Annotated in this window: 22 protein-coding genes; 10 read left to right on the forward strand and 12 right to left on the reverse strand. The window is 67.2% G+C overall.

Annotated elements, in window-relative coordinates; translation table 11 throughout:
* Window positions 1–3: 3 nt before the first annotated feature.
* Genes I8N54_RS13105 through I8N54_RS13130 form a run of 6 tightly spaced genes read left to right on the forward strand, consistent with a single transcriptional unit; the run spans window position 4 to window position 6,269 of the window.
* Window positions 4–891, forward strand: coding sequence for an ABC transporter permease (locus I8N54_RS13105; RefSeq protein ID WP_140197285.1), 888 nt, complete (start codon window positions 4–6; stop codon window positions 889–891).
* Between the two features lie 38 nt (window positions 892–929).
* The gene (locus I8N54_RS13110; RefSeq protein WP_140197286.1) at window positions 930–1,871 is read left to right on the forward strand and encodes a succinylglutamate desuccinylase/aspartoacylase family protein; all 942 of its coding nucleotides are present in this window, start codon (window positions 930–932) and stop codon (window positions 1,869–1,871) included.
* Window positions 1,871–2,872 carry an ABC transporter ATP-binding protein gene (locus I8N54_RS13115; RefSeq protein WP_140197287.1) on the forward strand — a complete coding sequence of 334 codons (1,002 nt, stop codon included), beginning with the start codon at window positions 1,871–1,873 and terminating at the stop codon, window positions 2,870–2,872. The genes I8N54_RS13110 and I8N54_RS13115 overlap by 1 nt, the downstream gene beginning before the upstream one ends.
* Window positions 2,862–3,842: an ABC transporter ATP-binding protein gene (locus I8N54_RS13120; protein WP_140197288.1), complete on the forward strand. Its 981-nt coding sequence runs from the start codon at window positions 2,862–2,864 to the stop codon at window positions 3,840–3,842. Before I8N54_RS13115 ends, I8N54_RS13120 begins: the two co-directional genes overlap by 11 nt.
* Window positions 3,843–3,849: 7 nt before the next feature.
* Entirely contained in the window at window positions 3,850–5,109 is a 1,260-nt protein-coding gene (locus I8N54_RS13125) for a metal-dependent hydrolase family protein (RefSeq protein ID WP_140197289.1), read from the forward strand.
* Window positions 5,106–6,269: a hypothetical protein gene (locus I8N54_RS13130; protein WP_140197290.1), complete on the forward strand. Its 1,164-nt coding sequence runs from the start codon at window positions 5,106–5,108 to the stop codon at window positions 6,267–6,269. The genes I8N54_RS13125 and I8N54_RS13130 overlap by 4 nt, the downstream gene beginning before the upstream one ends.
* Window positions 6,270–6,317: 48 nt before the next feature.
* On the opposite strand, the gene I8N54_RS13135 is transcribed toward I8N54_RS13130, so the two are convergent.
* The 8 genes from I8N54_RS13135 to I8N54_RS13170 form a co-directional block, all read right to left on the reverse strand.
* Window positions 6,318–8,414 (reverse strand): beta-galactosidase, encoded by a 2,097-nt coding sequence (locus I8N54_RS13135; RefSeq protein ID WP_140197291.1) that lies wholly within the window; start codon window positions 8,412–8,414, stop codon window positions 6,318–6,320.
* Window positions 8,415–8,453: 39 nt separating this feature from the next.
* Window positions 8,454–9,323: a 2-hydroxy-3-oxopropionate reductase gene (locus I8N54_RS13140; protein WP_140197292.1), complete on the reverse strand. Its 870-nt coding sequence runs from the start codon at window positions 9,321–9,323 to the stop codon at window positions 8,454–8,456.
* A gap of 4 nt (window positions 9,324–9,327) precedes the next feature.
* Window positions 9,328–10,098 (reverse strand): 2-oxo-tetronate isomerase, encoded by a 771-nt coding sequence (otnI, locus tag I8N54_RS13145; protein WP_140197293.1) that lies wholly within the window; start codon window positions 10,096–10,098, stop codon window positions 9,328–9,330.
* A gap of 100 nt (window positions 10,099–10,198) precedes the next feature.
* Entirely contained in the window at window positions 10,199–11,917 is a 1,719-nt protein-coding gene (locus I8N54_RS13150) for an ABC transporter ATP-binding protein (RefSeq protein ID WP_231592759.1), read from the reverse strand.
* 2 nt (window positions 11,918–11,919) lie between these two features.
* Complete coding sequence (locus I8N54_RS13155) at window positions 11,920–13,116, reverse strand: ABC transporter permease (protein ID WP_140197294.1); 1,197 nt, start codon at window positions 13,114–13,116, stop codon at window positions 11,920–11,922.
* A 7-nt stretch (window positions 13,117–13,123) separates the two neighbouring features.
* On the reverse strand, window positions 13,124–14,110 hold the full coding sequence (locus I8N54_RS13160) for an ABC transporter permease (protein ID WP_140197295.1): 987 nt from the start codon (window positions 14,108–14,110) through the stop codon (window positions 13,124–13,126).
* Between the two features lie 27 nt (window positions 14,111–14,137).
* Complete coding sequence (locus tag I8N54_RS13165) at window positions 14,138–16,252, reverse strand: alpha-amylase family protein (RefSeq protein WP_140197296.1); 2,115 nt, start codon at window positions 16,250–16,252, stop codon at window positions 14,138–14,140.
* 90 nt (window positions 16,253–16,342) lie between these two features.
* On the reverse strand, window positions 16,343–18,229 hold the full coding sequence (locus I8N54_RS13170; protein ID WP_140197297.1) for an ABC transporter substrate-binding protein: 1,887 nt from the start codon (window positions 18,227–18,229) through the stop codon (window positions 16,343–16,345).
* Between the two features lie 190 nt (window positions 18,230–18,419).
* Between I8N54_RS13170 and I8N54_RS13175 the strand changes: the two genes are divergently transcribed.
* From I8N54_RS13175 to I8N54_RS13185, 3 genes are all read left to right on the forward strand, one after another.
* Window positions 18,420–19,424, forward strand: a complete 1,005-nt coding sequence (locus tag I8N54_RS13175) for a LacI family DNA-binding transcriptional regulator (protein ID WP_197097669.1) — start codon at window positions 18,420–18,422, stop codon at window positions 19,422–19,424.
* A gap of 223 nt (window positions 19,425–19,647) precedes the next feature.
* Complete coding sequence (locus I8N54_RS13180) at window positions 19,648–20,496, forward strand: carbohydrate kinase family protein (RefSeq protein ID WP_140197299.1); 849 nt, start codon at window positions 19,648–19,650, stop codon at window positions 20,494–20,496.
* Window positions 20,489–21,469: an ADP-ribosylglycohydrolase family protein gene (locus tag I8N54_RS13185; protein ID WP_140197300.1), complete on the forward strand. Its 981-nt coding sequence runs from the start codon at window positions 20,489–20,491 to the stop codon at window positions 21,467–21,469. Before I8N54_RS13180 ends, I8N54_RS13185 begins: the two co-directional genes overlap by 8 nt.
* A 63-nt stretch (window positions 21,470–21,532) precedes the next feature.
* Here the strand turns inward: I8N54_RS13185 and I8N54_RS13190 are convergent, their stop codons facing one another.
* Both I8N54_RS13190 and I8N54_RS13195 read right to left on the reverse strand, forming a co-directional pair.
* Window positions 21,533–22,282 (reverse strand): 5-formyltetrahydrofolate cyclo-ligase, encoded by a 750-nt coding sequence (locus I8N54_RS13190; protein ID WP_140197301.1) that lies wholly within the window; start codon window positions 22,280–22,282, stop codon window positions 21,533–21,535.
* Window positions 22,283–22,293: 11 nt separating this feature from the next.
* Window positions 22,294–23,241 (reverse strand): nucleoside hydrolase, encoded by a 948-nt coding sequence (locus I8N54_RS13195; protein WP_140197302.1) that lies wholly within the window; start codon window positions 23,239–23,241, stop codon window positions 22,294–22,296.
* Between the two features lie 158 nt (window positions 23,242–23,399).
* On the opposite strand from I8N54_RS13195, the gene I8N54_RS13200 reads away from it, so the two are divergent.
* On the forward strand, window positions 23,400–24,185 hold the full coding sequence (locus I8N54_RS13200) for a GntR family transcriptional regulator (protein ID WP_140197303.1): 786 nt from the start codon (window positions 23,400–23,402) through the stop codon (window positions 24,183–24,185).
* On the opposite strand, the gene I8N54_RS13205 is transcribed toward I8N54_RS13200, so the two are convergent.
* Both I8N54_RS13205 and I8N54_RS13210 read right to left on the reverse strand, forming a co-directional pair.
* Window positions 24,155–24,880 carry a 5-formyltetrahydrofolate cyclo-ligase gene (locus I8N54_RS13205; RefSeq protein ID WP_140197304.1) on the reverse strand — a complete coding sequence of 242 codons (726 nt, stop codon included), beginning with the start codon at window positions 24,878–24,880 and terminating at the stop codon, window positions 24,155–24,157. The genes I8N54_RS13200 and I8N54_RS13205 overlap by 31 nt on opposite strands.
* A gap of 53 nt (window positions 24,881–24,933) precedes the next feature.
* The gene (locus tag I8N54_RS13210; protein ID WP_140197305.1) at window positions 24,934–26,262 is read right to left on the reverse strand and encodes an ABC transporter substrate-binding protein; all 1,329 of its coding nucleotides are present in this window, start codon (window positions 26,260–26,262) and stop codon (window positions 24,934–24,936) included.
* Between the last annotated feature and the right edge of the window lie 30 nt (window positions 26,263–26,292).

A 26,292-nucleotide genomic window follows, 5' to 3' on the forward strand; every position in this document is an offset into this window, starting at 1 on the left:
TCCATGAGCGACGTAACCCCCTCCCCCGTGACCGCGCTGCGCACCCGCACGCGCTTCCGCCTGCCCAAGAAGCTGCGGAACGCCTCGCTGATCGCCGGCGCGCTCATCACCTCCACCATCGTGCTGCTGGCGATCTTCGCGCCGTTCGTGGCGACGCATGACCTGCTGCAGATGGACATGCCGAACCGCTTCTCAGGCCCGTCCGGAGAGCACTGGCTTGGCACCGACAACTTCGGCCGCGACCTTTGGAGCCGGCTCGTCGCAGGCGCCCGGATCTCGCTGTCGATCGCGGTGATCGCGGTCGGGCTCGCGGCAATCATCGGCACGATCATCGGCCTCGTCGCCGGTTACTTCGGCGGCTGGATCGACCTCGTGCTGATGCGGATCACCGACGTGTTCCTCGGCTTCCCGCCGCTGGTGCTGGTGCTCGCCATCGTCGCGGTTCTCGGCCCCGGCTTGCTGAACGTCGCGCTGTCGCTCGTGATCGTGACGTGGACCGAATACGCCCGCGTCGTGCGCGCCACGACGCTCAGCCTGCGCGAACAGAACTACGTGCAGGCCGCGCGCGCCCTCGGCGCGTCGCCGGTCCGCATCCTGTTCCGTGAAATCCTGCCGAACTCGCTCGGGCCGATCATCGTGCTCGCCTCGCTCGGGCTCGGCACCGCAATCATCTGGGAAAGCGCCCTCAGCTTCCTCGGGTTCGGCCTGCCGCCGCCGGCGCCGACCTGGGGGTGGTCGCTGTCCTACGGCACCCGCTTCATCCGCGACGAACCGTGGATGTCCATCATCTCGGGCGCGACCATCATGGTCACCGTGCTCGGGTTCAACCTTCTCGGCGACGGGCTGCGAGACGTTCTCGACCCGCGCCACCAGACCCGCGGCAAGGGCTGAACGCCCCGCAAGGACCGCAACGAGGACAGGAGTAGTCAATGGTCAAGGAAATCGTCCGGCATAGCCCGAAAATCACCACGCTCGCGGACGGAACGGATGCGTGCCTGCACATGACCGACCTTGTCGGCGAAACCGATGGCCCGCTCGTCGGGATCTCGGCCTCCGTGCACGGCAATGAAAACTGCGGGAGCCAGGCGATCCTGGATCTCTTCCGCATCCTGAAGGACATGCCGATCAAGGGCACCATCCGGCTGCTGCCGGTGGTCAACGCCCGCGCCATGGTCGTGAACTCGCGCTTCTCGCCGCTCGACCAGCGCGACCTGAACCGCGAGTTTCCCGGCGATCCGAACGGCACCTTCTCGCAGCAACTCGCCGCGACGATGTCGAAGGAGTTCCTTGGCCAGATCGACGCACACATCGACCTGCACTCCGGCACCGACCGGCCGACGGTGGATTACGTCTACCTGCTGAACGACGAGAAGCTGAGCCGCGCCTTCGGCTCCAAGGTCCTTTACCGCCCGGACGAGGGCAAGCAGGGCACGCGCTTCAACGGCACCACGAAGGACGTCACCATGCCCCGCGGCATCTCCGCCGCGGTGATCGAGCTCGGCGGCGGCGTCGTCGATCAGGGGCCCTACATCCAGCGCATCATCGACGGCGTGATGAACATGCTGCGCCAGCTCGGCGCGATCGAGGGCGACGTCACGCCCCCGCCGGAGCAGATCGTCGTCAACGAGATCGCCGGCATCCGCCCCACGGTCGGCGGCTGGATCGAGCCCTCCTCCCCGCCGCTCGGCGAGCCGGTCAAGGGTGGCTCCACGCTCTTCAAGGTCGTCAGCCCCTACAGCTTCGAGGTTCTGGAAGAGGCCACCTGCCCCTTCGAGAACGGCGTCATGATCATGGCGCACCTGACCCGCAACATCGTCGAGGCCGGTGACTACGGCTGGATGATCGGCAACATGGAGGGGTCCACCCCCTGATGGCGACCGAGGTTTCCTCCCAACAGACGCGCGGACCGGCCCTGTCGGTCCGCGACCTCCAGCTGCGGATCACCTCTGCGGAGGAGCCGTTCACCGTGGTCTCCGACGTCGCGCTCGAGGTCGCGCCGGGCGAGACGCTCTGCATCGTGGGCGAGTCCGGCTGCGGCAAGTCGCTGACGGCGCTCTCCCTGATGCGGCTGCTGCCCGACGGCGTGTCCGTCGCGGGCGGTGGCATCCAGCTCGGTGAGACCGACATGCTGGCGCTGTCGGAACGGGCGGTCGAGGACATCCGGGGCGATCGCATCTCGATGATCTTCCAGGAGCCTCTGACCGCGCTGAACCCGGTGATGACCGTCGGCGCGCAGATCGCCGAGGTGCTTCGGCGGCACCGCAAGCTCGGCCGCCGCGCCGCGTGGGAAGGCGCCGTCACCGCGTTGACCTCGGTGCAGATGCCCGACGCCGCCCGCCGCGCGCAACAATATCCGCACGAACTCTCGGGCGGGATGCGCCAGCGCGCGATGATCGCGCTCGCCCTCTGCTGCGAGCCGGACGTCATCGTCGCCGACGAGCCGACGACCGCGCTCGACGTCACGGTGCAGGCCCAGATCCTCGGCCTGATGAGCGAGCTGCAACAGCGGCTCGGCACCGCGCTGATCCTCATCACCCACGACCTCGCCGTCGTGGCGGAGACGGCGGACCGCGTTATCGTCATGTATGCCGGCCGTCGCGTGGAAGAGGCGCGTGTCACCGATCTCTTCGACGAACCGCTGCACCCCTACACCCGTGGCCTGATGGGCGCGATCCCGCGCGGCGCGACGCTCGGCCAGAAGCTGACCGACATCCCCGGCACCGTGCCGCCGATGTGGGACCTGCCGCAGGGCTGCGCTTTCGCCCCGCGCTGTCCGCTCGCCACCGACCGCTGCCGCGCCGAGCGTCCGCCGCTGCGCGAGGAGCGTCCCGGCCACCTCGCCGCCTGCTGGGAGATTCCCGATGCCGCTTGACCAGTCCGACCCGCCGCTGCTGAGCGTCCGCGACCTCCAAGTCCACTTCCCGATCCGGCAGGGCGTGTTCCAGCGCACCGTCGGCACCGTCCGCGCGGTCGACGGCGTGAGCTTCGACCTCGGCCGGTCCGAGACGATCGGCCTCGTCGGCGAGTCCGGCTGCGGCAAGTCCACCACCGGCCTCGCCCTCACCGGACTCGTGCCCGCGACCGGTGGCCAGGTGACCTTCGACGGCGCGACCGTCGGCGCGGCGCGGGGAAGCGAGCTGTCCCGCTTTCGCCAGCGGATGCAGATCGTGTTCCAGGACCCGTTCTCGTCGCTCAACCCGCGCCAGCGGATCCGCGACATCCTCCGCGCGCCGCTCGACATTCACAACATCGGCAAGCCCGCGGAGCGCGACGAAAAGGTCATCGCGCTGATGGAGCGGGTCGGCCTGCGCGCCGACCAGGCCCGCAACTACCCGCACCAGTTCTCCGGCGGTCAGCGCCAGCGCATCGGCATCGCCCGCGTCCTGACGCTGGATCCGGACGTCATCGTCTGCGACGAGCCGGTCTCCGCGCTCGACGTCAGCGTGCAGGCCCAGATCCTGAACCTGCTCGGCGAGTTGCAGGAAGAGCTCGGTGTGTCGTTCCTGTTCATCAGTCACGACCTCGGCGTGGTCGAATACCTCTCCCACAAGGTCGCGGTGATGTACCTCGGCAAGATCGTCGAGTTCGCCCCGCGCGAGGCGCTCTTTTCCAATCCTCGCCACCCCTACTCGGAGCTTCTGCTCAACTCGACGCCGTCGCTCGATCCGCGCGCACGGCACACCTTCGCCGCCAACAGCGAGACGGTCCCCTCCGCCACGCAGAAACCGTCGGGCTGCGCCTTCCGCACCCGCTGCCCGCTCGCGACCGACCATTGCGCGAAGGTCGAACCCGCGCTCGAGGCGCGCGAGGACGGACGCCTCGTCGCCTGCCATCACAGATGAGACTGCCATGACCCAGATTGCCCCGAACCGGATTGCCCTGACGGGCGCCCGCCTGCTCGACCCCGAGGCCGGCACGCTGCTGGAAAACCGCACCATCCTGATCGAGGACGGCCGGATCACCGACGTCGCCGAAGGCCAGCCAGCGCCGGACGATGCCGAGGCCATCGCGCTCGACGGCAAGGTGGTGATGCCCGGCATGATCGACTGCCACATGCACGTGGTCGCCGAGACGCTGGACCTCTGGGCCAACATGATCGCGCCCTCCTCCCTTGCCGGCCTGCGCGCCGCGCGGGTGATGGAGGAAACGCTGGACCGCGGCTTCACCACGATCCGCGACCTCGGCGGCGCGGATCACGGGCTGGTGCGCGGGGTCGAGGAAGGCCTGATCGACGGACCCCGGCTCATCATCTGCGGCAAGGGCCTCTCCACCACCGGCGGCCACTGCGACCTGCGCGCCCGCACCGACGACAGGCCCGGTATCATGTCCGACCGGCTCGGCAGCATGGGCATCCTCGTCGACGGCACCGACGACGTCCGCCGTGTCAGCCGCACCTACATCAAGGAGGGCGCGCGCTTCATCAAGCTGATGGCGAACGGCGGCGTTTCCTCCCCCAACGACCCGATCCACACGCTCCAGTTCTCGCGGGACGAGATCCTCGCGGCGGTAGAAGAAGCCGAAAACGCCGGCCTTTACGTCTCCGCCCACGTCTACACCGACCGGGCGATCCGGCGCTGCGTCGAACTCGGGGTGCATTCGCTCGAACATTGCAACCTGATCGAGGCGGAGACCGCGATGCTCGCCGCCGAAAAGGGCTGCATCGCGGTTCCCACCCTCGTCGCCTACGAGGCGCTCGCGCTCGAGGGCGCGGCGCTCGGGCTCGGTCCCGACAGCGTCGCCAAGATCGACACGGTGCGCGAAGGCGGCCGCCGCTCGCTCGCCATCATGCGCGACGCCGGGCTCGAGATGGCCTTCGGCTCCGACCTGCTCGGCGAGCTGCGCAAGTACCACTGCATGGAAGTCGACCTGCTGGCCGAGGTGCTGACCCCGGCGGAGATCCTGCGCTCGCTGACGACCATCGGCGCGAAGCTCTGCGGGCTGGAAGGCGAGGCCGGCGTGATCGCGCCCGGCGCCTCCGCCGACCTGCTCGTGCTCGATGGCAACCCGCTCGACGACATCTCGCTGCTCACCGACGACGGCGCGAACTTCCGCGCCGTCATGGCACGCGGCCGGTTCGTCCGGTCCGACCTCGAAGGAGACCACGCATGAAAATCGGACAGGACCTCGCGGAAATCACCGCCGGGATCGACCGGCTCTACCGCACCGGCCTTGGCGGCGAGAACTTCCTGCAGAAGGAAGGGCTGATCCCAGTCGCCGTGGCCGAGGTGACCCCCCGCCCCTTCCGCGACTGGACCGAGGTGCAGGACAGCCTTGCCGCCCTGCGCGAACGTATCCCGGCGGAGGCCGAGACCACCCGGCGGACGGGCTGGCTGGACGAGATGTCGACCTCCCTCGCCTCCCTCTCCCGCCTGTTCGCAGGCGAGGAGCAGAGCTTCGAGCTGCGGCTGAAGGAACAGGTCCGCGTCGACACGACGCTGATCGGCGACGACATCCTCGACACCTACCGCGCGGATCTGCGAGACGCGCTCGACGAAATGGGCTTCCGGAACGGCGACCTCGCCGAGGACGTGGCCCGTTGGGAGGACTCGACCGCCGTGCCCGCCGAGCAGGTGATCCCAACCCTAGATACGCTCGAGGCGGAGGCGCAGGCGCGTTCCAACGGGCTGATCTTCGACATCGGCGACGACTGGATCAAGTGCGTCGGCGTGCGCGACGTGCCCTTCAACGCCTATTGCGACTACCCCGGACGGCAGCTGCTGCTGAACCTCGGCTATCGCTACACCCGGTTCGAACTCAAGCACCTCGCCGCCCACGAGGCCTTCCCCGGCCACCTTGTCCACCTCGCCCGGCGCGAGGCGCTCGTCGCCGACGGGCGGATGCCGCTCGACGGTGCGCAGGTGGTGACCAGCACCGCCTCGAGCCCGCTGTTCGAAGGGATCGCCGACAACGGGATGGAGATGCTCGGCTGGATCGAGACGCCCGAAGACGTCGCCGGCCTCGCGCTCATGCGGCTGCGCAGCGCGTTGCGCTGCAACGCCTGCTGGATGACCTTCGCCGAGGGCAAGTCCATCGACGAGGCCGCCGCCGCCACCGCTGGCCCCTCCTTCCAGGAGGTCGACGTGATGAAGCATCGCCTCGCGCTTGTCTCCCACGAACTGCGCGCGCCGTTCCTCTATGCCTACTGGTGCGGTGACGATGCCGTGCGCCGGTTCCTCGCCGCGACGAAGGACTGGGACCGCAAGGACGTCATGGCCGAACTCTACGACCACATGCACACGCCGACGACCCTCCTCGCCGCGGCGGCGTGAGCGGGCGGGCGCGGGGCGGTCTCACTCGCCGCCCCGCGCTGCCTCGCCTCAGAGTGCGAGAACGATCGCGTCGCGGCCCGGCACCGTGACGTCCGGCCCGCTCGCCTCGCCCATCAGGGCCCGGCCGGTCACGGCTTGTCCGTCGACGGACAGCTGTCCGGACTGCGCCTCCCGCGAGGGGTTCACGACCCACAGGAACCGACCACCCGGCCCCTCGTGGAGTCGCGCGATCAGATGTCCGTTTCCGGTCGCCACGCGCGGCGGGACGCCCGCCCATTCGAGGCAGCCGTTCCACCATGCCGGCGCGCCCTCGCCGCCGGCTTCACGTTCGCGGAAGTGGCCGACCGAGACGTGGGAGCCGACAAGCAGCGTGCGGCCCTTGCCGAAACCGTTCTCGACCATCGCGGTGCCGCCGATGTCGAACTCGGCAAGGCCCTTCCCCGAGGCCGGCGCATAGACCTGCCGGAAGCCGCCGCAGGGCAGGTCCGTCCCGTTCCACAGGATGCGGTCGCGGTCGGCGATGTCAGGCATGAACTCGACATGCGCCTCGGTCGCGCCGAACACCTCGTCGAAGCCGAAATTGGGCTGATGCATTCCGACGTGGCCCATGTCGCCGAAGTAGCCCGGACAGGCCTCCGAGATCAGGACGCCGCCGGCCTCCACCCACGCCTTCAGCTTCGCGGCGATCGCCTCGGGCCACATGATCGGATAGGGCGCGTAGAGCACCGGGTAGGCGTCGATGTCGTCGACATGAACCCAGTCGGCCTGCACGTTCTGCTCGAAGAAGCCGCGATAGGCGCCCCACATGGCGTGGGAATAGGTCTGGAATCCGCCCTCGGCGGAGAGAACCGTGTCGAAGGCCTGCGTCTCGGGCACGACCAGCAGACCGACCTCGCCACGCACCGGCTTCGCCTCAATCGCGTCCTTCTGGGCGGGGTCGTTCAGCCACTTGGCGACGGCGGAGGCGGCCTCCGAGCGGTCGGTGCGCGAGCCGTCGAGCGCGTAGGACCCGAAGGCCCCGAACAGCGGCCCGTCGAGCAGCGGCCGGTAACGCAGGTTCATCATGCCGCGCGCCCCGGCGGCGAAGGACGCGAGCGACCAGAGCCGTACGTCCTCGGCCTCGGCCACGCGGGCGTCATCGCGGTCGCGGCCCAGGACCTGCGACTGCATCCACAAGGGGCCGCCCTGCCGTTCGGCATGCCAGTAGGGCTTGCCCCGCGCCGCGCCCCGGATCAGGTCGCCGCCGTAGAAGTTGCGCCAGGGCTGGTTACCCTTGCGCGCCGCGATCCAGGTGTAGCCGTAGATGTCGACCTGTTCCGCCGCGCGCCAGTCGTTGCAGCCGTGCCCGGCCATCGCGGTCATCGCACCGGCGATCCCGTGGCTGATGATCGCGGCGTCCGGATCGACGGCCTTGATGGTGGCGATCTTGTCGGCGACGTGGCCGTAGAAATTGTCCTGCCGGAACGCCATCCAGTCGAGGCACTCCGGGTAGGGCTGCACGAAACGGGGCGGCACGATGTCGTCCCACTCGGCATAGGAATAGCGCCGCCATGCCTCGCCCAGCGTCTCGAGGTCGCCGTACTTCTCCTTCAGCCAGAGCCGGAAGGCGGCCTTCGTCGGATCGGAATGGTCGAAGTCGGGCTGGTAGTTGACCTCGTTGTTGACGTCGTAACCCAAGAGGCCCGGATGCCCCCTGTAGCGCTCGGCCATGCGGGTCAGGAATTCCATCACCCGCTTGTGGACCTCCGGATCGTTCAGCGTCAGCGCGCCCGCACCGCCGAGGCCCTGACCGAAGCCGCCGACGGCGACCGAGGGCGAATGGCAGGAGGCCATCGTCGTGCCGTCGGCCTTCTTCTGGACCGCGTGGGACAGCTCTCGCTGCAACCACTCGGGCGCGGCCATCGTGAACTCGGCGATGACCGTCTGCATCCCGTTCTCGGCGGCGAGGTCGAGCTGGCGGTCGCACTCGTCCCAGTGGAATTGCCCCGGACGGCGCTCGATCACAGACCACATGAACCAGTGGCGGAAGGTGTTCAGCCCGTCTTCGGAGGCGATGCCGTAATCGCGCTCCCAATCCTCGGGCGGTGGGTTTGACTTGCGGAAATAAACGGCACCGAACGGCACCTGCGGCTGCGTGCTGGCCACGGCGTTCTTCCTTCTTGAAGCTTCCCCATGGGGAAGGTGTTATCGGCCGGACAGGCCCTTGAGCGTGCGGATCAGCGCGGAATGGTCGAGGTCCCCGTCCCCCCGCCCAATCGCGGCGTTCATCATCTGCTGCACCGTCGCGGTGTTCGGCAGCGCGAGGTCGAGCGCCTTGGCGCTGTCGACGGCGAGCGTCATGTCCTTGCGATGCAGGTTGATGCGGAAGCCCGGATCGAAGGTCTCGTTCAGCATCCGCTCGCCATGCACCTTGAGGATCGTGCTGTCGGCGAAGCCGCCGAGAAGTGCCTCGCGCACCATTGCCGGATCGGCGCCCGCGGCCTCGGCCAGCGTCAGCGCTTCGGCGACCGCCTGGATGGTGAGGCCGACGATGACCTGGTTGCAGACCTTGGCGGTCTGCCCCGCGCCGGCGTCGCCGACATGGGTGATGCGCTTGCCCATCAGTTCCAGAAGCGGCTTCGCCTTGCCAAAGGCCTCTTCCGAGCCGCCGCACATGATCGTCAGCGCGGCGTTCTCCGCGCCCGCCTGACCGCCGGAAACCGGCGCGTCGAGCCAGAGGCCACCGGCGCCCTCGATCCTTGCCGCGAACTCCTTGGTCGCGACGGGGGAAATGGAGCTCATGTCGATGACGAGCGTCCCCTGCCCCAGCCCCTCGGCGGCGCCTCCCTCGCCGAAGAGCACCTCTTCGACGTCGGGCGTGTCGGGCACCATCAGGATCACCACGTCGGCACCGCTCGCCGCCTCCTTCGCGCTCGCGGCCTCGGTGCCGCCCTTCTCGACGAGGGGGCGGGAGACATCCTTGACGCGGTGCAGGGACAGGTCGTGTCCCGCGTCGATCAGGTGTCCGGCCATCGGGCGTCCCATGACGCCCAGTCCGATGAATCCGATCTTCATGGGTTCAGGCTCCTTTCATCCAGCCGAGCCCCTCGGACGTGCCGGCGGCGGGCTTGTATTCCGCGCCGACCCAGCCGGCGTAGCCGAGCCGGTCGAGGCTTTCGAACAGGTAGGGGTGGTTGATCTCCCCGGTGCCGGGTTCGTGGCGGCCGGGATTGTCAGCGATCTGCACGTGGGCGATCCGGTCCTGAAGGGCCTGATAGGTCGGGATCAGGTCCCCCTGCATGATCTGCATGTGGTAGAAATCGTATTGCAGCCACAGGTTCGATGAGCCGACCCGGTCGGCGATTTCCAGGAACTGATCGGTGCCGTTGACGAGGAAGCCGGGGATGTCGCGGGTGTTGATCGGCTCCAGCAGCAGACGGATCCCTTCGGTGCCGAGCCGGTCGGCGGCCATCTTCAGGTTTTCGACCAGCACTGCCTCGTGCGCGGCCTCGTTCCCCGCGGGCGCGATGCCGGCGAGGCAGTTGACCTGCTCGCACCCCAACGCCTTGGCATAGCGGATCGCGGTGTCGACGCCCTCGGCGAACTCCGCCTCGCGACCCGGCAGGCCGCCGAGGCCGCGCTCTCCGCCCGCCCAGTCGCCGGACGGCAGGTTGAACAGCACCTGCGTCAGGCCGTTGTCGGCGAGCGCCTTGGCGACGGTGTCGGGCTCCTCGTCGTAGGGGCCGAGGTATTCGACCCCCTTGAAGCCGTCCGCCGCGGCGGCGGCGAACCGGTCGAGAAACCCGTGCTCGGTGTAGAGCATGGACAGGTTGGCAGAGAACTTGGGCAAAGCGGGCCTCCTCCTCGGGGTCCGGACAGGCGTCCGGTCTTGGATTTGGGTCCGATGCCGGACAGCCGCGCGTGAACGGACGGCTGCCCGGTATCGGACATCAGGGTTCGAAACGGGTGCGCAGGGACATGCGCTTGTTGCGGGGATCGGGGCTCGGCACGGCCGAGATCAGCGCCTGGGTGTAGGGATCGTCCGGCGCGGTGCAGATGCGTTCGGCCGGGCCGGTCTCCACCACCTTGCCGCGGTGCATCACCGCGACCCGGTCGCAGAAGTAGCGCACGACGGAGATGTCGTGGGCGATGAAGACGTAGCTGAGGCCGAGACGCTCCTGCACTTCGAGCAGGAGGTCGAGGATCTGGGCGCGGATCGACACGTCGAGCGCGCTCGTCGCCTCGTCGGCGATGATGATCTGCGGATCGAGGGCGAGCGCCCGCGCGATGCCGATGCGCTGCCGCTGACCGCCGGAGAAGGCGTGCGGGTAGCGCTCCATCGCGGACCGGTCGAGGCCGACGAGCTCCAGCAGCTCGCCCACCCGTTGATCGAGCGCGCGACCGCGCGCCTTGCCGGACACGTGCAGCGGGTCGCCGATCACCTGCTTCACCGTCATGCGCGGGTTGAGCGAGGCGAACGGGTCCTGGAACACCAGCCGCACCGCACCGCGGTAGGTCTTGAGCGCGCCCTGGTCCATCGCGGTGACGTCCTCGGGCGCGGCGCCTTGGGAGGGCCGCCAGAGCACCTTGCCCTTCGAGGGGTCGGTAATCCGCAGCAGCATCTTGCCGAGCGTCGTCTTGCCCGAGCCGCTCTCGCCCACGATGCCGAGGTTCTCGCCCGGCCAGAGGTCGAGGTCGACGTTGTCGACGGCGGTGATCGCCCACTTCTGGCGACCGGTCCAAGTGTGGGCGCCGAAGCCCTTGGTCAGGCCCCGCGCGGACAGGATCGGCGCGCCGTCGGTCGGCGGCGGGGGGCGGTCGCGCCCCTCTTCCAGCCGCATCGTCGCGCCGAGCAGTTTCTGCGTGTAGGCGGTCTGCGGGTCGTGGAAGATCCGGTCGACCGGCCCCTGCTCGAGGATGCGGCCCCAGCGCATGACCGCGACCTCGTCCGCGATCTCGGCGACGAGGCCGAGGTCGTGGGTGATCATCAGCATGGCCATGCCGCGCTCGTCCTGCAGGCGCTTGATCAGGTCCATGATCTCGGCCTGCGTGGTCACGTCGAGCGCTGTCGTCGGCTCGTCCGCGATCAGCACGTCGGGGTCGCAGGCCAGCGCCATCGCGATCATCGCCCGCTGCCGCATCCCGCCCGAAAACTCGAACGTGTAGCGGTCGGCCATCTGGCGCGGGTTCTTGATCTCGACCTGCTCCAGCAGGCGCACCGTCTCTTCCTTGGCCTGCGCTTTGGTCATGTCGCGGTGCAACAGGAGGCTTTCGACGATCTGCGCGCCGATGGTGCGCACGGGCGACAGCGATGACATCGGTTCCTGGAAGATCAGGCCGATGCGGCCGCCGCGGATCGCGCGGATCTCCTTACCCGTCTCGCTGAGCTGGTCGAGCCGCTCGGGCCCGTTCGGGCCGGTGAGCGTGATGGTGCCGGAGGTCACCGTCGCCGGCGTGTCGATGATCCTAAGCAGCGCGCGGGCGGTCACCGACTTGCCCGAACCGCTCTCCCCAACCAGCGCCATCGTGCGGCCGCGCTTCAGATCGAAGCTGACGTCTCGGACGGCGTGCAGGATGTGCGTGCGCAGGTGGTAGTCGATGGACAGGTCGCGCACCGAGAGAAGCACGTCGGTGTCCTGTTCCGGTCTCATGTCGGACGCGTCGGGCATCATCATGTCTCGTACGGGTCGGCGGCGTCGCGCATCCCGTCTCCCAGGAAGTTGAAGGACAGCACGGCGACGACCACGGCCAGCGAGGGCCAGATCAGCAGCCACGGCGCGGTGGCGACCGTGCGGATGTTCTGCGCGTCCTGCAGCAGCACGCCCCAGCTCACGACGGGCGGCTTCAGCCCGATGCCGAGGAAGCTGAGCGCGGTCTCGGCGACGATCATCGTCGGGATCGCCAGCGTGACGACGGCGAGGATGTGGGAGGTCAGCGAGGGCAGGATGTGCCGGAAGATCACCCGACGGCGGCGCGAGCCGTCGAGGATGGCGGCGGTCACGAAATCCTCGTTCTTCAGGGCGAAGAAGCGGCCACGGACCTCTCGCGCCAGCGACGTCCAGGCGAGCAGCGACACGATCAGCGTGATGACGAAATAGACCTTGAGCGGCGACCAGGTGATCGGGATCGCGGCGGCGAGGCCCAGCCAGAGCGGGATCGTCGGCATGGCGCTCACGATCTCGATCAGGCGCTGCACGGCGAGGTCCACCCAGCCACCGTAGTAGCCAGACAGCGCGCCGAGCACGGTGCCGATGACGAGCGAGGAGACCACGCCGATCAGGCCGATCGACATCGAGATCCGCGCGCCGTAGATCAGCCGGCTGAGCAGGTCCCGACCGAGCGAGTCCGTCCCGAGCAGGTTCATTGGCTTGGTGGGATCGAGCGGGCCGATCAGGTGCGTGTTCATCGGGAACAGGCCCCAGAGCTCGTAGGGCGTCCCCTCGACGAAGAAGCCGATCGGGATCACCGACTCCTCGTCCACCGTGAAGGTGCGGCGCAGCGATTCCGGGTCGACCTCCATCGCGTAGCCCTTCACGTGGGGCAGCCACTCGCGCCCGTCCTCGCCTTCGACGAAGAAGGCCAGCGACTGCGGCGGTGCGTAGGTGAAGCGCGGCTGCGCGGCGGCCGGATTCGTCGGCGCGAGGAATTCGACGAACAGCGCGACGAAGTAGAAGAAGAGCACTACGATACCGGCGGCGACCGCGACCTTGTTGCGGAAGAACTTGTGCCGGATCAGCGTCCACTGGCTGGCGACCGCGATCTCGGACGGGTCGTCGCCGGGACGCAGGGGGCTGATGGCGGGTCCGGTCTCCTCGCCGTCGGGCGGCAGGATCGGCGGGTCGAGCGTGGGGTGGCTTACGTCGGTCATGGCGTCCTCACGTGAAGCGGATGCGCGGATCGAGCGCGGCGAGAAGAAGGTCGGAGATCAGCATCCCGATGAGCGTCAGCAGGCCCATCAGCAGGATGAAGCTGCCGGCGAGGTACATGTCCTGGCTGACCAGCGCGCGGATCAGCATCGGCCCGGCGGTCGGCAGGTTCAGCACGATGGCGGTGATCGTCACGCCCGAGATCAGCTGCGGCAGCACCCAGCCGATGGCCGAGACGAACGGGTTCAGCGCGATGCGCACCGGATACTTCATCACCACGTTGAATTCCGACAGACCCTTGGCGCGGGCCGTGACGACGTAGGGCTTGGAGAGCTCGTCGGTCAGGTTCGCCCGCAGGATGCGGATCAGCGACGCGGTGCCGGCGGTGCCGATCACGATCACCGGGATCCAGAGGTGCTTCAGCAGGTCCCAGAACTTGGCGAGGCTCATCGGCTCGCCCTGGAACTCGGGCGAGTAGAGGCCGCCGACGCTTTGACCGAAGTATTTGTAAGAAACGTACATCAGCGTCAGCGCGAGGATGAAGTTCGGGATGGCGAGGCCGAGGAAGCCGAAGAAGGTGAAGATGTGGTCGCCGATCGAGTGGCGGCGCACGGCGGAGTAGATGCCGATCGGCAGGGACACGGCCCAGACGAACAGCAGCGCCGCGATGGACACGCCGAGCGTGGCCGCCATCCGCTCCCAGATCAGCTCGCTCACGGGCCGGCCCCATTCGAACGAGTAGCCGAAGTCGCCGCGCAGCACGATGCCGGTGATCCACTTCCAGTACTGCACGATGATCGGGTCATCGAGCCCGTAGATCCGGCGCAGGCGGGCCACTTCGGACGGGTCGACCGCCTGTCCGGAATCGGACATCCGTGCGATGACGGATGTCAGGTAGTCACCGGGCGGCAACTGGATGATGAGAAAGGCGATGATGGAGATGCCGATCATCGTCGGCACCATCAGCAACACCCGTTTCACGATATAGCCGAGCATAGTTCCTCCTCCCCGGCGGGCGGTCCCTCAGGACCAGTCGATGCGGACCACTTCTGCAAGGTCGATGCTGGGCACGGTGATGTGGGCCGTCTCTCCCTCCACCGTCACGGGGGCCTCTCCGCCCGAGACTAGGAGCCGGGCGGTCGCACCCGACTTGCCTGCGGGCAACCTGGCACGGATCACCTGGTTCTCGACCGGGTAGGATTGCCGGATCGGGCCCTTCATCATCATCGGGTTGGTGAGGTTGGTGAGCATGACCGCGGTCACCCCCTCCCCCTCCCGCGCCGCGACGTCGATCACGGCCGGGCCTGTGACCTCGACCGCCGGCTCGGACTTCAGCGCCCAGCGCACGGCGTTCTCGATCAGGCGCTGGTGGTCGCCGGCAAGCACGTGCCAGAAGGTGCCGCCGACGTTCCACGGAATATGGACCGTGCGGCCCCCGGCGGCTGTCTCGCGCGCGACGACGGCAGCGCCTTTCGGGTCCTCGCGGGGGTAGACCTCTTCCATCGGCAGGTCCGGGAAGTCGGGCACGTAAAGGAACGGCTGCTCCGCGTCGCCCGTCGGCTCCACCGCCATCAGGCGCGTGCCGCCGATGATCCGGGTCGTGCCCTCGAAACCCTTGCTGATCGGATGGTCGCCGTTCAGGGCGACGTAGGTGTTCTTCACCGGACCGCGCGGCTTGCCGGTCATCTTCACGCCGAGCGCCTTGCCGAGGCCGAGCTGGTCGCGCGGGTTGGCGTCACCGTCCTCGGTCGAGGAAGCACCGGCGACAAGGAGGCTGCCGCCCCGGCCGACCCACTCCTCGATCATGGAGCATTGCGCGTCGGTCAGGCAGACCGCGTTCGGCAGGATCAGGAGCTTGAAGCGGTCGAGCATCTCGGGCGTCATGGCTTGGTCGGAGACGAACTCGAACGGCAGGCCGGCCTCGACGAGCGCGTGGTAGAAGCCGAGTTCGTCGGCCTCCGCCTCGCGCCGGCCGGAGAAATCCCAGTGGCGCAGGGTCGTCGCGGCATCAAGGATGGCGATCTCGGTCGCGGGCGTCGTGTCGGCGAGCGTGCTCTCGATCGTCTCGTGCAGTTTGAAGCCGTCGGCGACGGGCGCGATCCAGCGGGTGTCGGGCACCACGCCGTTGAACTTGGTGAACCACGGCAGCATCCCGTGCATCGCGCCGTTGACGATCCAGGCCTCCGTCTCGGCGGGCGTGTTCACGCTGTCCTTCCAGCGGTGCACCGGCTCTTCCGGACCGACGGAGGTGATGAGGATCGCGGGGCGGTCGCGGAACGTGGCGCGCATCCGCTTGCCGTTGCGGCCGGCCATCCACACCGGCTCCGCGCCGTGGCGGCCCTGGTGGTCGACGACGAGGAACGGGCAGTGCTTCTTGATGAGGTCGAGGTCGAACTCCATCAGGCTGGCGCCGCCCATGTTGGGAATGAAGCTGGCGTGCGGGCGGATCTCCTTCACCGCGACGTCCCAGTCGATGACCATGCGGGTCAGAACGTCCCGCCGCCAGGCCGACCATGCGCGCCAGGTCTTGTCCTCGACGGAGGTCGTGCGCGGCAGGTCGAGGCCGGTCGCGGTGTGGAATTTTGACTTACAGCTATCGCAGTAGCAGATTCCGTGTCCTTGCCAGCGGTTGGCGAAGACGGCGTCGATGTCGTAGTCGCGCACCAGCTCTTTCACCACCTCGGGCATGAACTTCGAGTTGTAGTCGCCGTAGGCGCAGGTCACCCAGACATCGGGGAAGGCCCAGTGGCGGCGGGGATTGCCCTCGGCATCGACGGCGACCCATTCCGGATGGGCGTCGGCCGCGTCCTGGTGGATGGCGTGCGGATCGACGCGGGCCATGACGTGCATGCCGAGGTCCCGGGCGCCGTCGACCAGCTCTCCGAACGGGTCGTTGCCGTCCATGAACTTGCTGACGTAGTGCAGCGGCACCTTCGACGGATAATAGGCGATGTAGCCGCCGGCGGAGAGGCAGGTCGCGTTCGACCGGGTCTCGCGGAAGATGTCGATCCACTGCTGCGGGTCGAACTTGACGGGATCGTCCTCGGCCAGGGTCAGCTGGGTCCAGCGGGTGGCGGTGCGATACCAATCGGCGGTTCGCAGGGTAGAGCTCGTCTCGTCGCGGACATCATCGCGCATCGTCATCGTCCTCAAGGCAGGCAAGGGAAACGTGGGGGAACCGGGGGCCCGCGCTATTGCGGGCCCCCGCTCGGGAGGTCGTGGGCCGGATCACTCCTTGAAGAGCTGCTCCGTTCCCACAGGCATCGGGGTCGGCCAGACGAAGCTGTTGGGCATCTCGTCGATCATGTTGACCACGTTGTTCTTCACGACGCCGTAGCCGTCGGGCGGCAGGCTGACACCGAACACGAGGAACTGGTCGGCCGCGTTCTCGAGGATCTCGCCCATGATCTCGTTCTGCCGCTCCGGATCGCCGGTGCCGAGCAGATCGCGGAGCCGCTGTTGCTGTGCCTTGACCTCTTCCGGCGGCTCGATGGCGGCCGGGTTCTCGGGATCGGTGAAGTAGAGCGCCCAACCCGGTGCGTAGATCGAGTTGTTGTTGAACGGCACGAAGTAGCGCGGATCGAGCATCGCCGCGATGCCGCCGTTGGCCCCGAACTGGTGCGCGGTGGCGTCGAACTCGCGGCCGTTGCGCACCCGTTCCTCCCAGAGGGAGCGGTCCATGGTGCGGATCTGCGCGTCGATCCCGACTTCGCGGAACATCGGCAGCGCCAGCTCGAACATGTCGAGGAACGTGGTCCGGACCTGGTCGATCTCGAAGATGATCGTAAGGCGGTTGCCGTCGCTCATCAGGCGGTAGCCTTCGCTGTCCTTCTCGGGGACGATGCCGTCGAGGATCTCGTTGGCGCGGGCCGGGTCGTACTCCGTGTGCTGCGTCGCCAGCCGTTCGTTGTAGAGCGGATCGCCCTCGCGGATTGACGGCTGCGCCGGGGCGCCCTGCCCGACGAACACGGCGTCGATGAGCGCCTGCCGGTCGACGGCGATCGACATCGCCTCGCGGAAGTCGCGCATGTTGAACAGCTCGTTCTTCACCTCGTTCGTGTGGTTGAGGTTGAGCTGGAACACCATCACGTTCGCCGCCGTCTCCTTCAGCGTGTAGAAGTGATAGTCGCCGCTTTCCTGACCGTCGAAGAGCACCGGCTTGTTGACCGGCGTGTTGATGTAGATGTTCTCGACGTCGATCTCGCCCTGCAGCGTCTTGAGCAGCAGCACCTCGGGGTCGGAGACCATCTGATAGTTGATCCGGTCGAAGTACGGCAGCTGCGTGCCCTCGGTGTCGACCTTGAAGTAGTAGGGGTTGCGCACGGCGATGGCACGCTCGGTGTCCTCGCCGGGGGCGGAGGTGAACATCCACGGGTTCAGCGTCGGACGTTTGCTGTTCTGGAAGTGGACGTTGTCCTCGTTCAGGCCATGCTCGCGCTGGAACAGGGCGATCCAGCTGTCGAAGCCTCGTTCGGCCGCCAGTTCGTTGGCGTTCTCGTTATACTTGAGGTGGAACTGCTTGAGGTAGTGCGCAGGCGTGCGAACCAGCTGATCGACGTTGGAGTCGGCCATCTTGGTGGCGAAGAAGCCATTCGGCGAGGGGAACACCACGCGGAAGGTCACCTCGTCGTCGATCTCGAGCGTGGCGAGTTCGCCGTCGGCGTACCAGTGCGACTGCCCGGGCAGGCCGGCGTCCGGATCCTGGAACACGTCCTCGAACCAGAAGCGGACGTCCTCGGTGGTGAATGGTTCACCATCGGACCACTTGTGGCCGCGGCGCAGCTTGAACGTGTAGACCGTGCTGTCGTCGCTGACTTCGTAGCTTTCGGCGACGTTCGGCTCGGCCGCGCTCCACTCCGCGTTCCAGCGCAGCAGCGGGTCGTAGGCCTGGTAGCGGAACAGCATCGACAGCGACCCGCCGCCGACAAGCGCGAGATCCCACGTCCCGCCCTGCTGGCCGGGCCGCTCGTTCGGGGTCACTACGAGCGGGTTCTCCGGCAGGCGCTCCTCGACCGGCGGCAGATCGTCCTGGGCGAAAGAAAGCGTCGGAAGTCCGCCGACAGCCATCGCGGTACCGGAGGCCAGAAAGCCCCGTCTGCTGATCTTGAAATCCATTGATTTTCCTCCCTGTCGCTCCGGCGTCTCTCCTATCGCCGGTCGCAACTTTACCTTTCAATGGTCCATATCGTTAGGTAAACCGTTATGACAAAGATCTTTATCAGCGCCGCAGAAAATAGGTTATATCATTGTTCAAAATAAGAATTCTCGATCTCATTCCGCACCGCAGCGTTAGGGAATGGCAGTCATGAGCAAAGTCACGCTGAGAATCATCGCCGAAAAAAGTGGCATGTCGAAATACGCGGTGTCCCGCGCGCTGTCCGGCAAGGACGGCGTCAGCGAGGCCACCCGGCAGCGCATCATGGAGGTCGCGGACGAGCTCGGCTACGAGCGCCCCACCCCGCCAAGCCAGAGCGAGGTTGTCGCCATTTTCGACGACCGCGACCACGTGAACGCGGAGCTCCACAGCCAGATCCTCGCCGGGCTTCAGCGCGAGGCGGGCCGGCTGAATTACGATCTGCGCAGCCACTGGCTGCACCATGGCGGTTCGATCGAGGACGTGTTGCGCAATGCCGGCGCGGTCTTCGCGATCAATGTGTCCGACGAGACGGCGAAGCGGGCGATCGAAGCCTCCGGCGTCCCGGTCGTGCATTCGGGGTGGACCGGTCCGCTCGCACAGGTCGACGTGGTGGGCGGCACCGACCACGGGTCGGGCGAGGCCGTGGTGAACCATCTGCACACGCTCGGCCACAGGGAAATCGTCTATGTCCATGGCACGGGCGACCTGCGGGGCCGGCGGGTCCGGCTGTCCGGCGCGCGCGTCGCGGCCGAAGTGACGGGCACCACGATCCATGACCTGTCCTGGGAGGAGGACTCGTCCTTCTCGGAAGCGTTCACCCGGCTTCTGCGCAAGAACGTGCGGCCGACCGCGCTATTCTGCGCGCATGACACGCTCGCCATGGCGGTGGTCACCGACCTGCTGTCACGGGGCTGGCGAATCCCGCAGGACGTGACGATCATCGGCTTCGGCGACTTCACCCCCGCGCGGCTGGTGAGCCCGCCGCTAACCACCGTACGGGTGAAGGGCCAGGAGATGGGTCGCACGCTCGCCCGCATCATGCATCTGCGCACCACAGACGCCGACTGGCCCGGCGTGCCGCTCCAGATCCGCGTGGTGAACGAACTGATCGTGCGGAGCACCTGCGGACCGCCGCCCACGGTGCATCCGCTCGACCGGGAACCGCGCGCCTAGCCTGCGAGCACACCGCGTTCAGCGATCGGTCCCGCGAGGCGGCGGGACGGCTTATGCTGAAGCGGCGTTCCGATTGACATCATGCTGTGAGCCGCACCGCATGTGCCCAAATATTCAAACATGCGTCTGGCGATTGCCGGAACGACCAGAGATTCCAGCCGAGGTTGCTTGCCCCAAATAGGTATATAGGACTATACCTATTTTAACAGTAGGAGGCGACCTGATGACGATACTCGTGGCCGGCTCGGCCGCACATCTCGACCTCGTCTGCCGGGGCGACCGGGTTCCCGGCCCGTCCGAGTTCGCATCGCTCTTCCCCGGTCCCGGAGCGGATGGCCGATGGCAACAGGGCGGCGCAGCGATGACAATCGCGCTCGCCGTCTGCAGAACGGGCGGATCAGCGAAGCTGTGGCACCCGGTTCCGAGGAATGGCCGAGGCGAGACCGACCTGGACGCCCTCTTGCAGGAGGGTGTCGACCTCGCTCCCTGCCCGGCCTACGGCGGCGGCCCGGTCCGAAGCGTGGTGGTCTACACGCCCGATACCCGGCTCGGCTGGAGCGCCCCGCCGGCGGATGTCCCGCACGTCACACAGGCGGACATGCTGGTGGGAATTGACCTCGTGATCATCGCGCCGGTCTGGGGGCACTGGTCGGACGCGATCCTCGAGATGGCTCGCGGGGCTGGCGTCCCTGCCGCGCTCGTCGGCTTCGCGCCGCCAGAAGCACTTGCGCACGACTGGGCCTTCGCCGTGCTGGATAAGGACCAAGCCACCAATGTGCCACGGCTGAATGCACGGGAGCTTGTCGTGACCGACGGCGCGCGTGGCGCCACGGTGACCGTTGACGGCACGACCACCCAGCTGCCGCCCTGCCCTGCCGAGGCGGTCGATGCCACCGGCGCGGGTGACAATTTCGCAGCCGTTTACCTCGCCCGCCGGCTGGCCGGGGACACCCCTTCCGCTGCCGGTGAGAAAGCCGCCCGATGGGCGAGCCGCACCATCGAGGCGTGGGGCTCGCGCCCGCCTCGCGAACATTACGCCGACCTGTTGGGAGATCTGACTGACCATGCCTGATATCGACCTTGCCGCCCGCACGCGTGGCGCACTCTGGGGCACCGCCTGCGGCGATGCGTTCGGGATGCCGAACTCTTTCCTGAAGGAGCTGCCGTGGCTGACTGAAATGAAGCCGGGACCGGAGAACAGCCCGTACCACGCCGGCTACGCGGCGGGACGGATCACCGACGACACGGAACAGGCGATGGCTTTGACCGAGGCGCTGCTGGAGGGATTCAGTGCGGAGAGCGTCGCGCGGCACCTGTTCGACTGGTTCGTGTCCGTAGGAGGCAAGGACTCACTCGCCGTGGGACCGAGCACGATGCGGGCGATGCTGGCCTTTGAGGCGGGTACGCCGCTGTCGGAGCTGGGCAAGACCGGAGTCACCAATGGGTCGGCCATGCGGATCTCGCCGATCGGCGTTTTTGCGGCGTTGAGTGGCGCCGGGACCGCAGGCTTCCTCGATCTCGTGGAGACGGCCTGCCGTCCGACACACCACACCTCCCCCGCCATTTCGGGCTCTGCCGCCGTGGCAGCCGCGGTGAAGGCAGCGATGGAGGGTGCCGCGTGGGACGACGTGGTTGCGGCCTCGGTAGAGGCGGCTGAACTCGGCACGGAGCGCGGCAACTGGATTTACTGTCCCGATATCGGGGCGAAGATCGAGTGGGCCTGCGGACTGGTCGCCGACCTCGATAGCGAAGAGGCGGTCGCCGACACCGTCTCGCGCCTCGTCGGGACGGGGGAGCCCTGCACCGAGTCGGTTCCGGCGGCACTGGCCTTTTCCCATTGGGCCAAGGGCAACCCGGAGATCGCGATCCGGATCGCGGCGAACTCGCGTGGGGACACCGACACCACCGCCGCGATGGCCGGAGCGATCTGCGGTGCCTACTCGGGCGAAGACGCTATCCCGGCCGAGTGGCGAGAGATTGTCGGCAGGACCAACGACCTCGACGTTGAAGCCTGGGCTAAAAAGCTGGAGACGGCAGCGGGCTGAAGGCCTGCAAGACGAAGACCGGAACGGGAGGGTGCGCCTGACGGCGCGCCCTCCCTTTTCTTTTTAGGCCGACATGGCCTTCAGCTCCTGGAGCGGGGGGATCGTGTCGTACATCTGTGGATCCAGCACGTCCCAGATGATCCCCATCGTCGGCTTGTGCGGGTCATCGACCTCGATCGTGCGGGTCGGGGTGAAGATCGCGTCGACGACGGTGTCGAAGGATTCCGGGCGGAGCGTTTCCGTCAGCAGCTGGCAGTCATGGACCACCGCTGCTGCTGGGGTCGCCGCCGTGATGCGACCAAGTTCGTGCAGCATCGCCCATTCGACGTCGAAGAAGCCGTGGCCCTTGCCGAAGCGCACGCCCTCGAGATTGATCGCTCCTGTCCCGGTGACGAGGTAATCCACCGTCCCGAGTTTGGCGATGTCGGCCAGCGTGACCGGCTGCGCCAGACGCTCCATCGCGTCGAGCGTCGCGGCGAGCGGCCAGTCGACCGGGTCGATCTTCGCCGGGTCCAGCAGCCAGAATCCCCGCTTGATAGAGTAGGTCGTCATCAGGACCGTCTTGCCGTCCTGAAGCGCCTTCAGACGGAGCCGCTCGAGACAGTTGTCCGGCGCGATGAAGATTAGGTCCGCCTCCTGGTAGAAGCGGTGATCGACGAGCCGGTCCACGGCTGCGTCGCCCCCGTCGAAATCGCAGATGAATTCGCCGAAATCGAAGTGGAAACGACTGTCCGGGACGGCGACTTTGCGCAGTTCGCTCCAGACGCGGGCGCGCACGTCGCCCTTGTGATCGGTCGCGTGGGTGTCTGTCATGGTGTCTCCTCTCACGGGCAGAAGGCCCCGACGAGCATGTCGAGGTAGCGCGGCGCGTCGACGGTCGACGCGGCCTTGATTTCGGGAAGGTCGGTCCAGCGGAAGTTCTCGCGCCGATCGACGATGGTCTGCCCGAGCGCGAGCTTGCTCTCGGTTTCGACGGCGACTGCGACCTGCTCGAAAGTCAGGACGTCGGGGTCGATCAGGCTGGCGATGGCGAGGCCGTCGATCAGGCCGCAGTAGGATTTGAACCCGCGTTTCTCGACGAAGTCGACGATGCCGAGCAGGAAAGCCGCTTCCTTCGTGTCCGATGCTTCCAGCCGCTCACGGTCGGACGGGCGGAGTTCGACCTCCGGATGGGTCGCGACGTCGAGGCCGACCGCGTAGAGGTTGAAACCGGCGTCGAAGACGATCTTCGCGGCTTCGGGATCGACGTAGATGTTCCATTCGCTCGCCGGATTGTCGCCCGTGGCGCGGGTGCTGCCGGCGGCGTGGAAGCCGAAGGCACCGCCGATGATCGTGACGTCCTTGATCTTCTTCGGCAGGTCCGGGTCCTTGATGACCGCGAGCGCGAGGTCGGTGAGCGGGCCGAGGCAGAAGAGCGACAGCTCGCCCCCTGCCGCCTCTGCCTGCTCGAGGATCACGTCGGGCGCGAAGCGCCGATCGGCCTGCCGGGTCGGGTCGGGCAGCACGAGGTTTCCGAGGCCATTGTCGCCATGAGAGAACGGATCACGCGGATAAGGCCGGGTCAGCGGTTTGTTTGGCCCCTTCGCAACCGGCACGTCCGGCGCGCCGATATGGTCCAGCACGCGCAGCGCGTTGGCCAGGCAGAGATCGGCGGTCAGGTTGCCAGAGACGGTCGTGACCGCCTTGAGGTCGAATGCGCCACTGCGCAGCGCGAGCATGATGGCGACGGAATCGTCGATTCCGGGATCGCAGTCTATGACGATGGGTCTCATCTCTTGGTCCTTGGATCAGTCGTTCGGGAGACGGCACCGAGGCGCAGACGGGCGACCCGCCGCACCGATGCCGTTGGTTCAAAAGCAGGGTTTTCAAAAGGTATACGTTCCAATACCTTTTGCATCAGCGTGGGTATCGTGTGGAGGACCAGTCGGGCATGCAGAACGGACAGACTTTCGAGCTCGATCCTTCTTCCGTGGATACGAAGTCCCCGGTTCCCGTCTATCTCCAGGTCGAACAGGACATCCGCCGGCAGATTCTCACTGCGACTTTGGCGCCCGACATGCGCCTGCCCCGCGAAACGGAGTTGGCGCGGCTCTACGGCATCAGCCGGATGACGGTGCGCAACGCGCTCGAGCGGCTCGAGGACGCGAGCCTTATCCGCCGCGACCACGGCGTCGGCACGGTCATCACCGTCCCGCAGGCCGAGGTGGACTGCGACCTCAGCCTGATGATGCCGTTGCAGACGCAGCTCACCGAGCAGGGCTTCACGCCGAGCGTCCAGTTCTTCCAGAACGAGGTGATCGAGCCCGCCCCGCGCATCGCCGCCGCGCTCGAGGTCGCACCGGGCACAGAGGTCCTGTTTCTCAACCGGCTTGTGAAGATCGACGGCCGTCCGATGGCCCTGATCCGGTCGTGGGTGCCGCTGGCGATGTTTCCCGGACTCGAGAGCCGCACGCTGATCGACGGATCGCTGTGGAAGACGCTCGAGGCGCACTACGATTGCACGATGCTGCATTCCAGCAAGCATCTCGAACTCATCAGCGTGTCGACGGCGGACGCGCTGATCCTCCACCTCGCGGACGGAGAGCGGACGCTGGCGGTTACCGGGCTTGGCCGAGACGGTAAGGGCGCAGCGGTGGAATATTCCTACGCGATCTGGATGCCCACGGCGCGACTGAACTTCGACAGTCATTTCCAGGCTCTCGCCGAAAGCAACTGACGCACCGGCGCGGCCTTTTCCAATCCCGGTGCGATTGCCTCGGCCGCCAGAACGGAGGGGCCGGTCGCGGCGCCGGTGATGACGAGGTCGCCGGGCATCGCGATCAGGGTGGCGCGGACCTCGTGGTCCGGCGCGTCGAGGTGGGCGTGATGAACCTGCTCGGGATGGACCAGCACGACGACCGAGGCGTCGGCGGCGGTGATCCCGGCCTCCACCATCAGCGCGAACTCGGTATCGAAATAGCGGTGCCCCATGCCGAAGCGCACTCCGTTGAGCGCAACGGCGGCGGCACCTACGTAGTGCGCCATGACCTTCGGTCCGGCCTGCAACTCCTCCAGGCTCACCAGGTCACCGTAGTGCTCCGCCCCTTCAAGCCAGCTTCGGTGCAGCGCGCCATGCCCCTCAGCCGGATCAATGCGCAGGAAGCCCCGCATCAGGCCATAGGTTGGCATCAGGAGTGGGTGACCGGAGGCGAGCAGGCGCGCCCGGAGCGGTTGCAGGCTGTTGTCGGGCGTGACGTGGACGAGCGCATCCGCCGGGGGCGGTGCGTGTTCCAGCAGATAGGCGGCGGCTTCGTCCGCCTCCGCGAAGCCGGGGATAAAAGCGTCGAAATCCAGCCCGAACCGGGGATCGGGAAGGGGGTGGGGCGCCATTCGGCCGGCGATGCGGGCCGCGAGTTCGGCTGTCGTCGTCATGTCAGGATCCTGTTGGCGGGCCCCGCCGCGTCTGCGCCGCGGGGCCAGACCGATCAGAGCGAAGGCTCGGTGACCGTGGGCACGAGGCCTCGCTCGTACTCCCGGCTGAAGGCGCGGGTCGCGGCGGCGAGCATATCGTCGATGCTCATTCGGTCGAGCCAGACGGCCTCGAGGTCGGAAATGAAGACATCCTTCGTCTCGGGCGGGAAGAAGGAGACGACCTTGAACCCGAAGACGCCCTCACCGACGGCGTCGGTGATCGACTCCATCGTATCGTAGTAGGCGGCGGTGATGCCGGTCGCTTCGGGGTCTTCCGGGAATTCGACCAGCGGGATCGACCAGTATCCGGGCCACGTGCGGGCGATCTCGGTCGCGAACTCCGGCGAGAACATCATGTCCAGCACCATCGCCGCGCCGTCCTTGACCTCCGAGTTGGCATTGATCGAGTAGGTGAAGGCCGAGCCGATCGAGTAGATCGGATAGGGCATGTCCTCGTTCATGTTCGGGAACGCGGTAAAGCCGAGGTTGTCCGCTGTTTCATCGCTGAAGTAGTTCACCGCCCACTGGTAGCTGAAGGACGGTGCGAAGAAGAACGGCGCCTCACCTTGGCTGAGCAGTTGCAGCGAGCTGTCGAAGTTCAGCGAGAAGTAGTCGTCGCCGCCGAGGTAGCCGGCCTTGAACCAGCGGTCGAGCTCTTCCATCGCGGCCGTCATCTCGGCCGACTGCCAGTCGCCGCCGCCAGTCAGGAGCTCATACATCGCTTCGGGGCCGACCATCTGGTTCATGAAGATGGAGGAGTAGTTCTCATTGATCGGCTGCCAGCCGGAGTTGCCGGTGACGGAGCCGTACATCCCCGCATCCATCGCAGCGACCATGATCTCTTCCAGTTCGGCGACGGTCGTCGGAACCTCGTAGCCGAGGTCGGCGAGCACCGCCTTGTTGTAGAACATCCCGTCGGCCATCACCGACGGCGGCAGGCAGTACAGGTGATCGAGCTGCTGGCAGGTGTTGAGCACCGGCTCCAGCAGGCGGTCGGTCCAGCCATATTGTTCTGCGTAGCCTTCCATCGGCTCCAGCATCCCGGCACGTGCCAGCGGCGTCACGTCGGACGGACCGGAGGTGTAGACAAGATCGGGCCCCTGCCCCGCCATGACGGACACGCGCACGTCGTTGTCGACGGTGTTGCGGTATTCGATCACGAGCTCGTACTCGTCCTGGCTTTCGTTGAACGGCTGCGTCAGTGCCGCATCGAGCGCTTCGCGGTATTCGGGCGAGGCGCCCCAGAACCACATGGTGATGGTCTGCCGGTCCTGTGCGGAGGCCGCGCCGGCCACGAGTGCAAGTGCCGTGGTGCCTGTCAGAAAAAGGGTCGATCTCGTCATGTCGTCAGCTCCTGTTGGGTCTAGTTCATT

This window comes from Pelagovum pacificum, from assembly GCF_016134045.1.
Classification (GTDB): Bacteria; Pseudomonadota; Alphaproteobacteria; order Rhodobacterales; family Rhodobacteraceae; genus Oceanicola; species Oceanicola pacificus_A.

What these genes read in the sequence shown, in the direction of transcription:
- I8N54_RS13140 (WP_140197292.1), bottom strand. Translation starts at nt 9,323, where the DNA reads ATGAAGATCGGATTCATCGGACTGGGCGTCATGGGACGCCCGATGGCC.
- I8N54_RS13165 (WP_140197296.1), bottom strand. Translation starts at nt 16,252, where the DNA reads ATGCGCGATGATGTCCGCGACGAGACGAGCTCTACCCTGCGAACCGCC.
- I8N54_RS13210 (WP_140197305.1), bottom strand. Translation starts at nt 26,262, where the DNA reads ATGACGAGATCGACCCTTTTTCTGACAGGCACCACGGCACTTGCACTC.
- I8N54_RS13120 (WP_140197288.1), top strand. Translation starts at nt 2,862, where the DNA reads ATGCCGCTTGACCAGTCCGACCCGCCGCTGCTGAGCGTCCGCGACCTC.
- I8N54_RS13195 (WP_140197302.1), bottom strand. Translation starts at nt 23,241, where the DNA reads ATGAGACCCATCGTCATAGACTGCGATCCCGGAATCGACGATTCCGTC.
- I8N54_RS13115 (WP_140197287.1), top strand. Translation starts at nt 1,871, where the DNA reads ATGGCGACCGAGGTTTCCTCCCAACAGACGCGCGGACCGGCCCTGTCG.
- I8N54_RS13175 (WP_197097669.1), top strand. Translation starts at nt 18,420, where the DNA reads ATGAGCAAAGTCACGCTGAGAATCATCGCCGAAAAAAGTGGCATGTCG.
- I8N54_RS13160 (WP_140197295.1), bottom strand. Translation starts at nt 14,110, where the DNA reads ATGCTCGGCTATATCGTGAAACGGGTGTTGCTGATGGTGCCGACGATG.
- I8N54_RS13180 (WP_140197299.1), top strand. Translation starts at nt 19,648, where the DNA reads ATGACGATACTCGTGGCCGGCTCGGCCGCACATCTCGACCTCGTCTGC.
- I8N54_RS13170 (WP_140197297.1), bottom strand. Translation starts at nt 18,229, where the DNA reads ATGGATTTCAAGATCAGCAGACGGGGCTTTCTGGCCTCCGGTACCGCG.
- I8N54_RS13150 (WP_231592759.1), bottom strand. Translation starts at nt 11,917, where the DNA reads ATGCCCGACGCGTCCGACATGAGACCGGAACAGGACACCGACGTGCTT.
- I8N54_RS13155 (WP_140197294.1), bottom strand. Translation starts at nt 13,116, where the DNA reads ATGACCGACGTAAGCCACCCCACGCTCGACCCGCCGATCCTGCCGCCC.
- I8N54_RS13130 (WP_140197290.1), top strand. Translation starts at nt 5,106, where the DNA reads ATGAAAATCGGACAGGACCTCGCGGAAATCACCGCCGGGATCGACCGG.
- I8N54_RS13190 (WP_140197301.1), bottom strand. Translation starts at nt 22,282, where the DNA reads ATGACAGACACCCACGCGACCGATCACAAGGGCGACGTGCGCGCCCGC.
- I8N54_RS13110 (WP_140197286.1), top strand. Translation starts at nt 930, where the DNA reads ATGGTCAAGGAAATCGTCCGGCATAGCCCGAAAATCACCACGCTCGCG.
- I8N54_RS13105 (WP_140197285.1), top strand. Translation starts at nt 4, where the DNA reads ATGAGCGACGTAACCCCCTCCCCCGTGACCGCGCTGCGCACCCGCACG.
- I8N54_RS13125 (WP_140197289.1), top strand. Translation starts at nt 3,850, where the DNA reads ATGACCCAGATTGCCCCGAACCGGATTGCCCTGACGGGCGCCCGCCTG.
- I8N54_RS13205 (WP_140197304.1), bottom strand. Translation starts at nt 24,880, where the DNA reads ATGACGACGACAGCCGAACTCGCGGCCCGCATCGCCGGCCGAATGGCG.
- I8N54_RS13185 (WP_140197300.1), top strand. Translation starts at nt 20,489, where the DNA reads ATGCCTGATATCGACCTTGCCGCCCGCACGCGTGGCGCACTCTGGGGC.
- I8N54_RS13200 (WP_140197303.1), top strand. Translation starts at nt 23,400, where the DNA reads ATGCAGAACGGACAGACTTTCGAGCTCGATCCTTCTTCCGTGGATACG.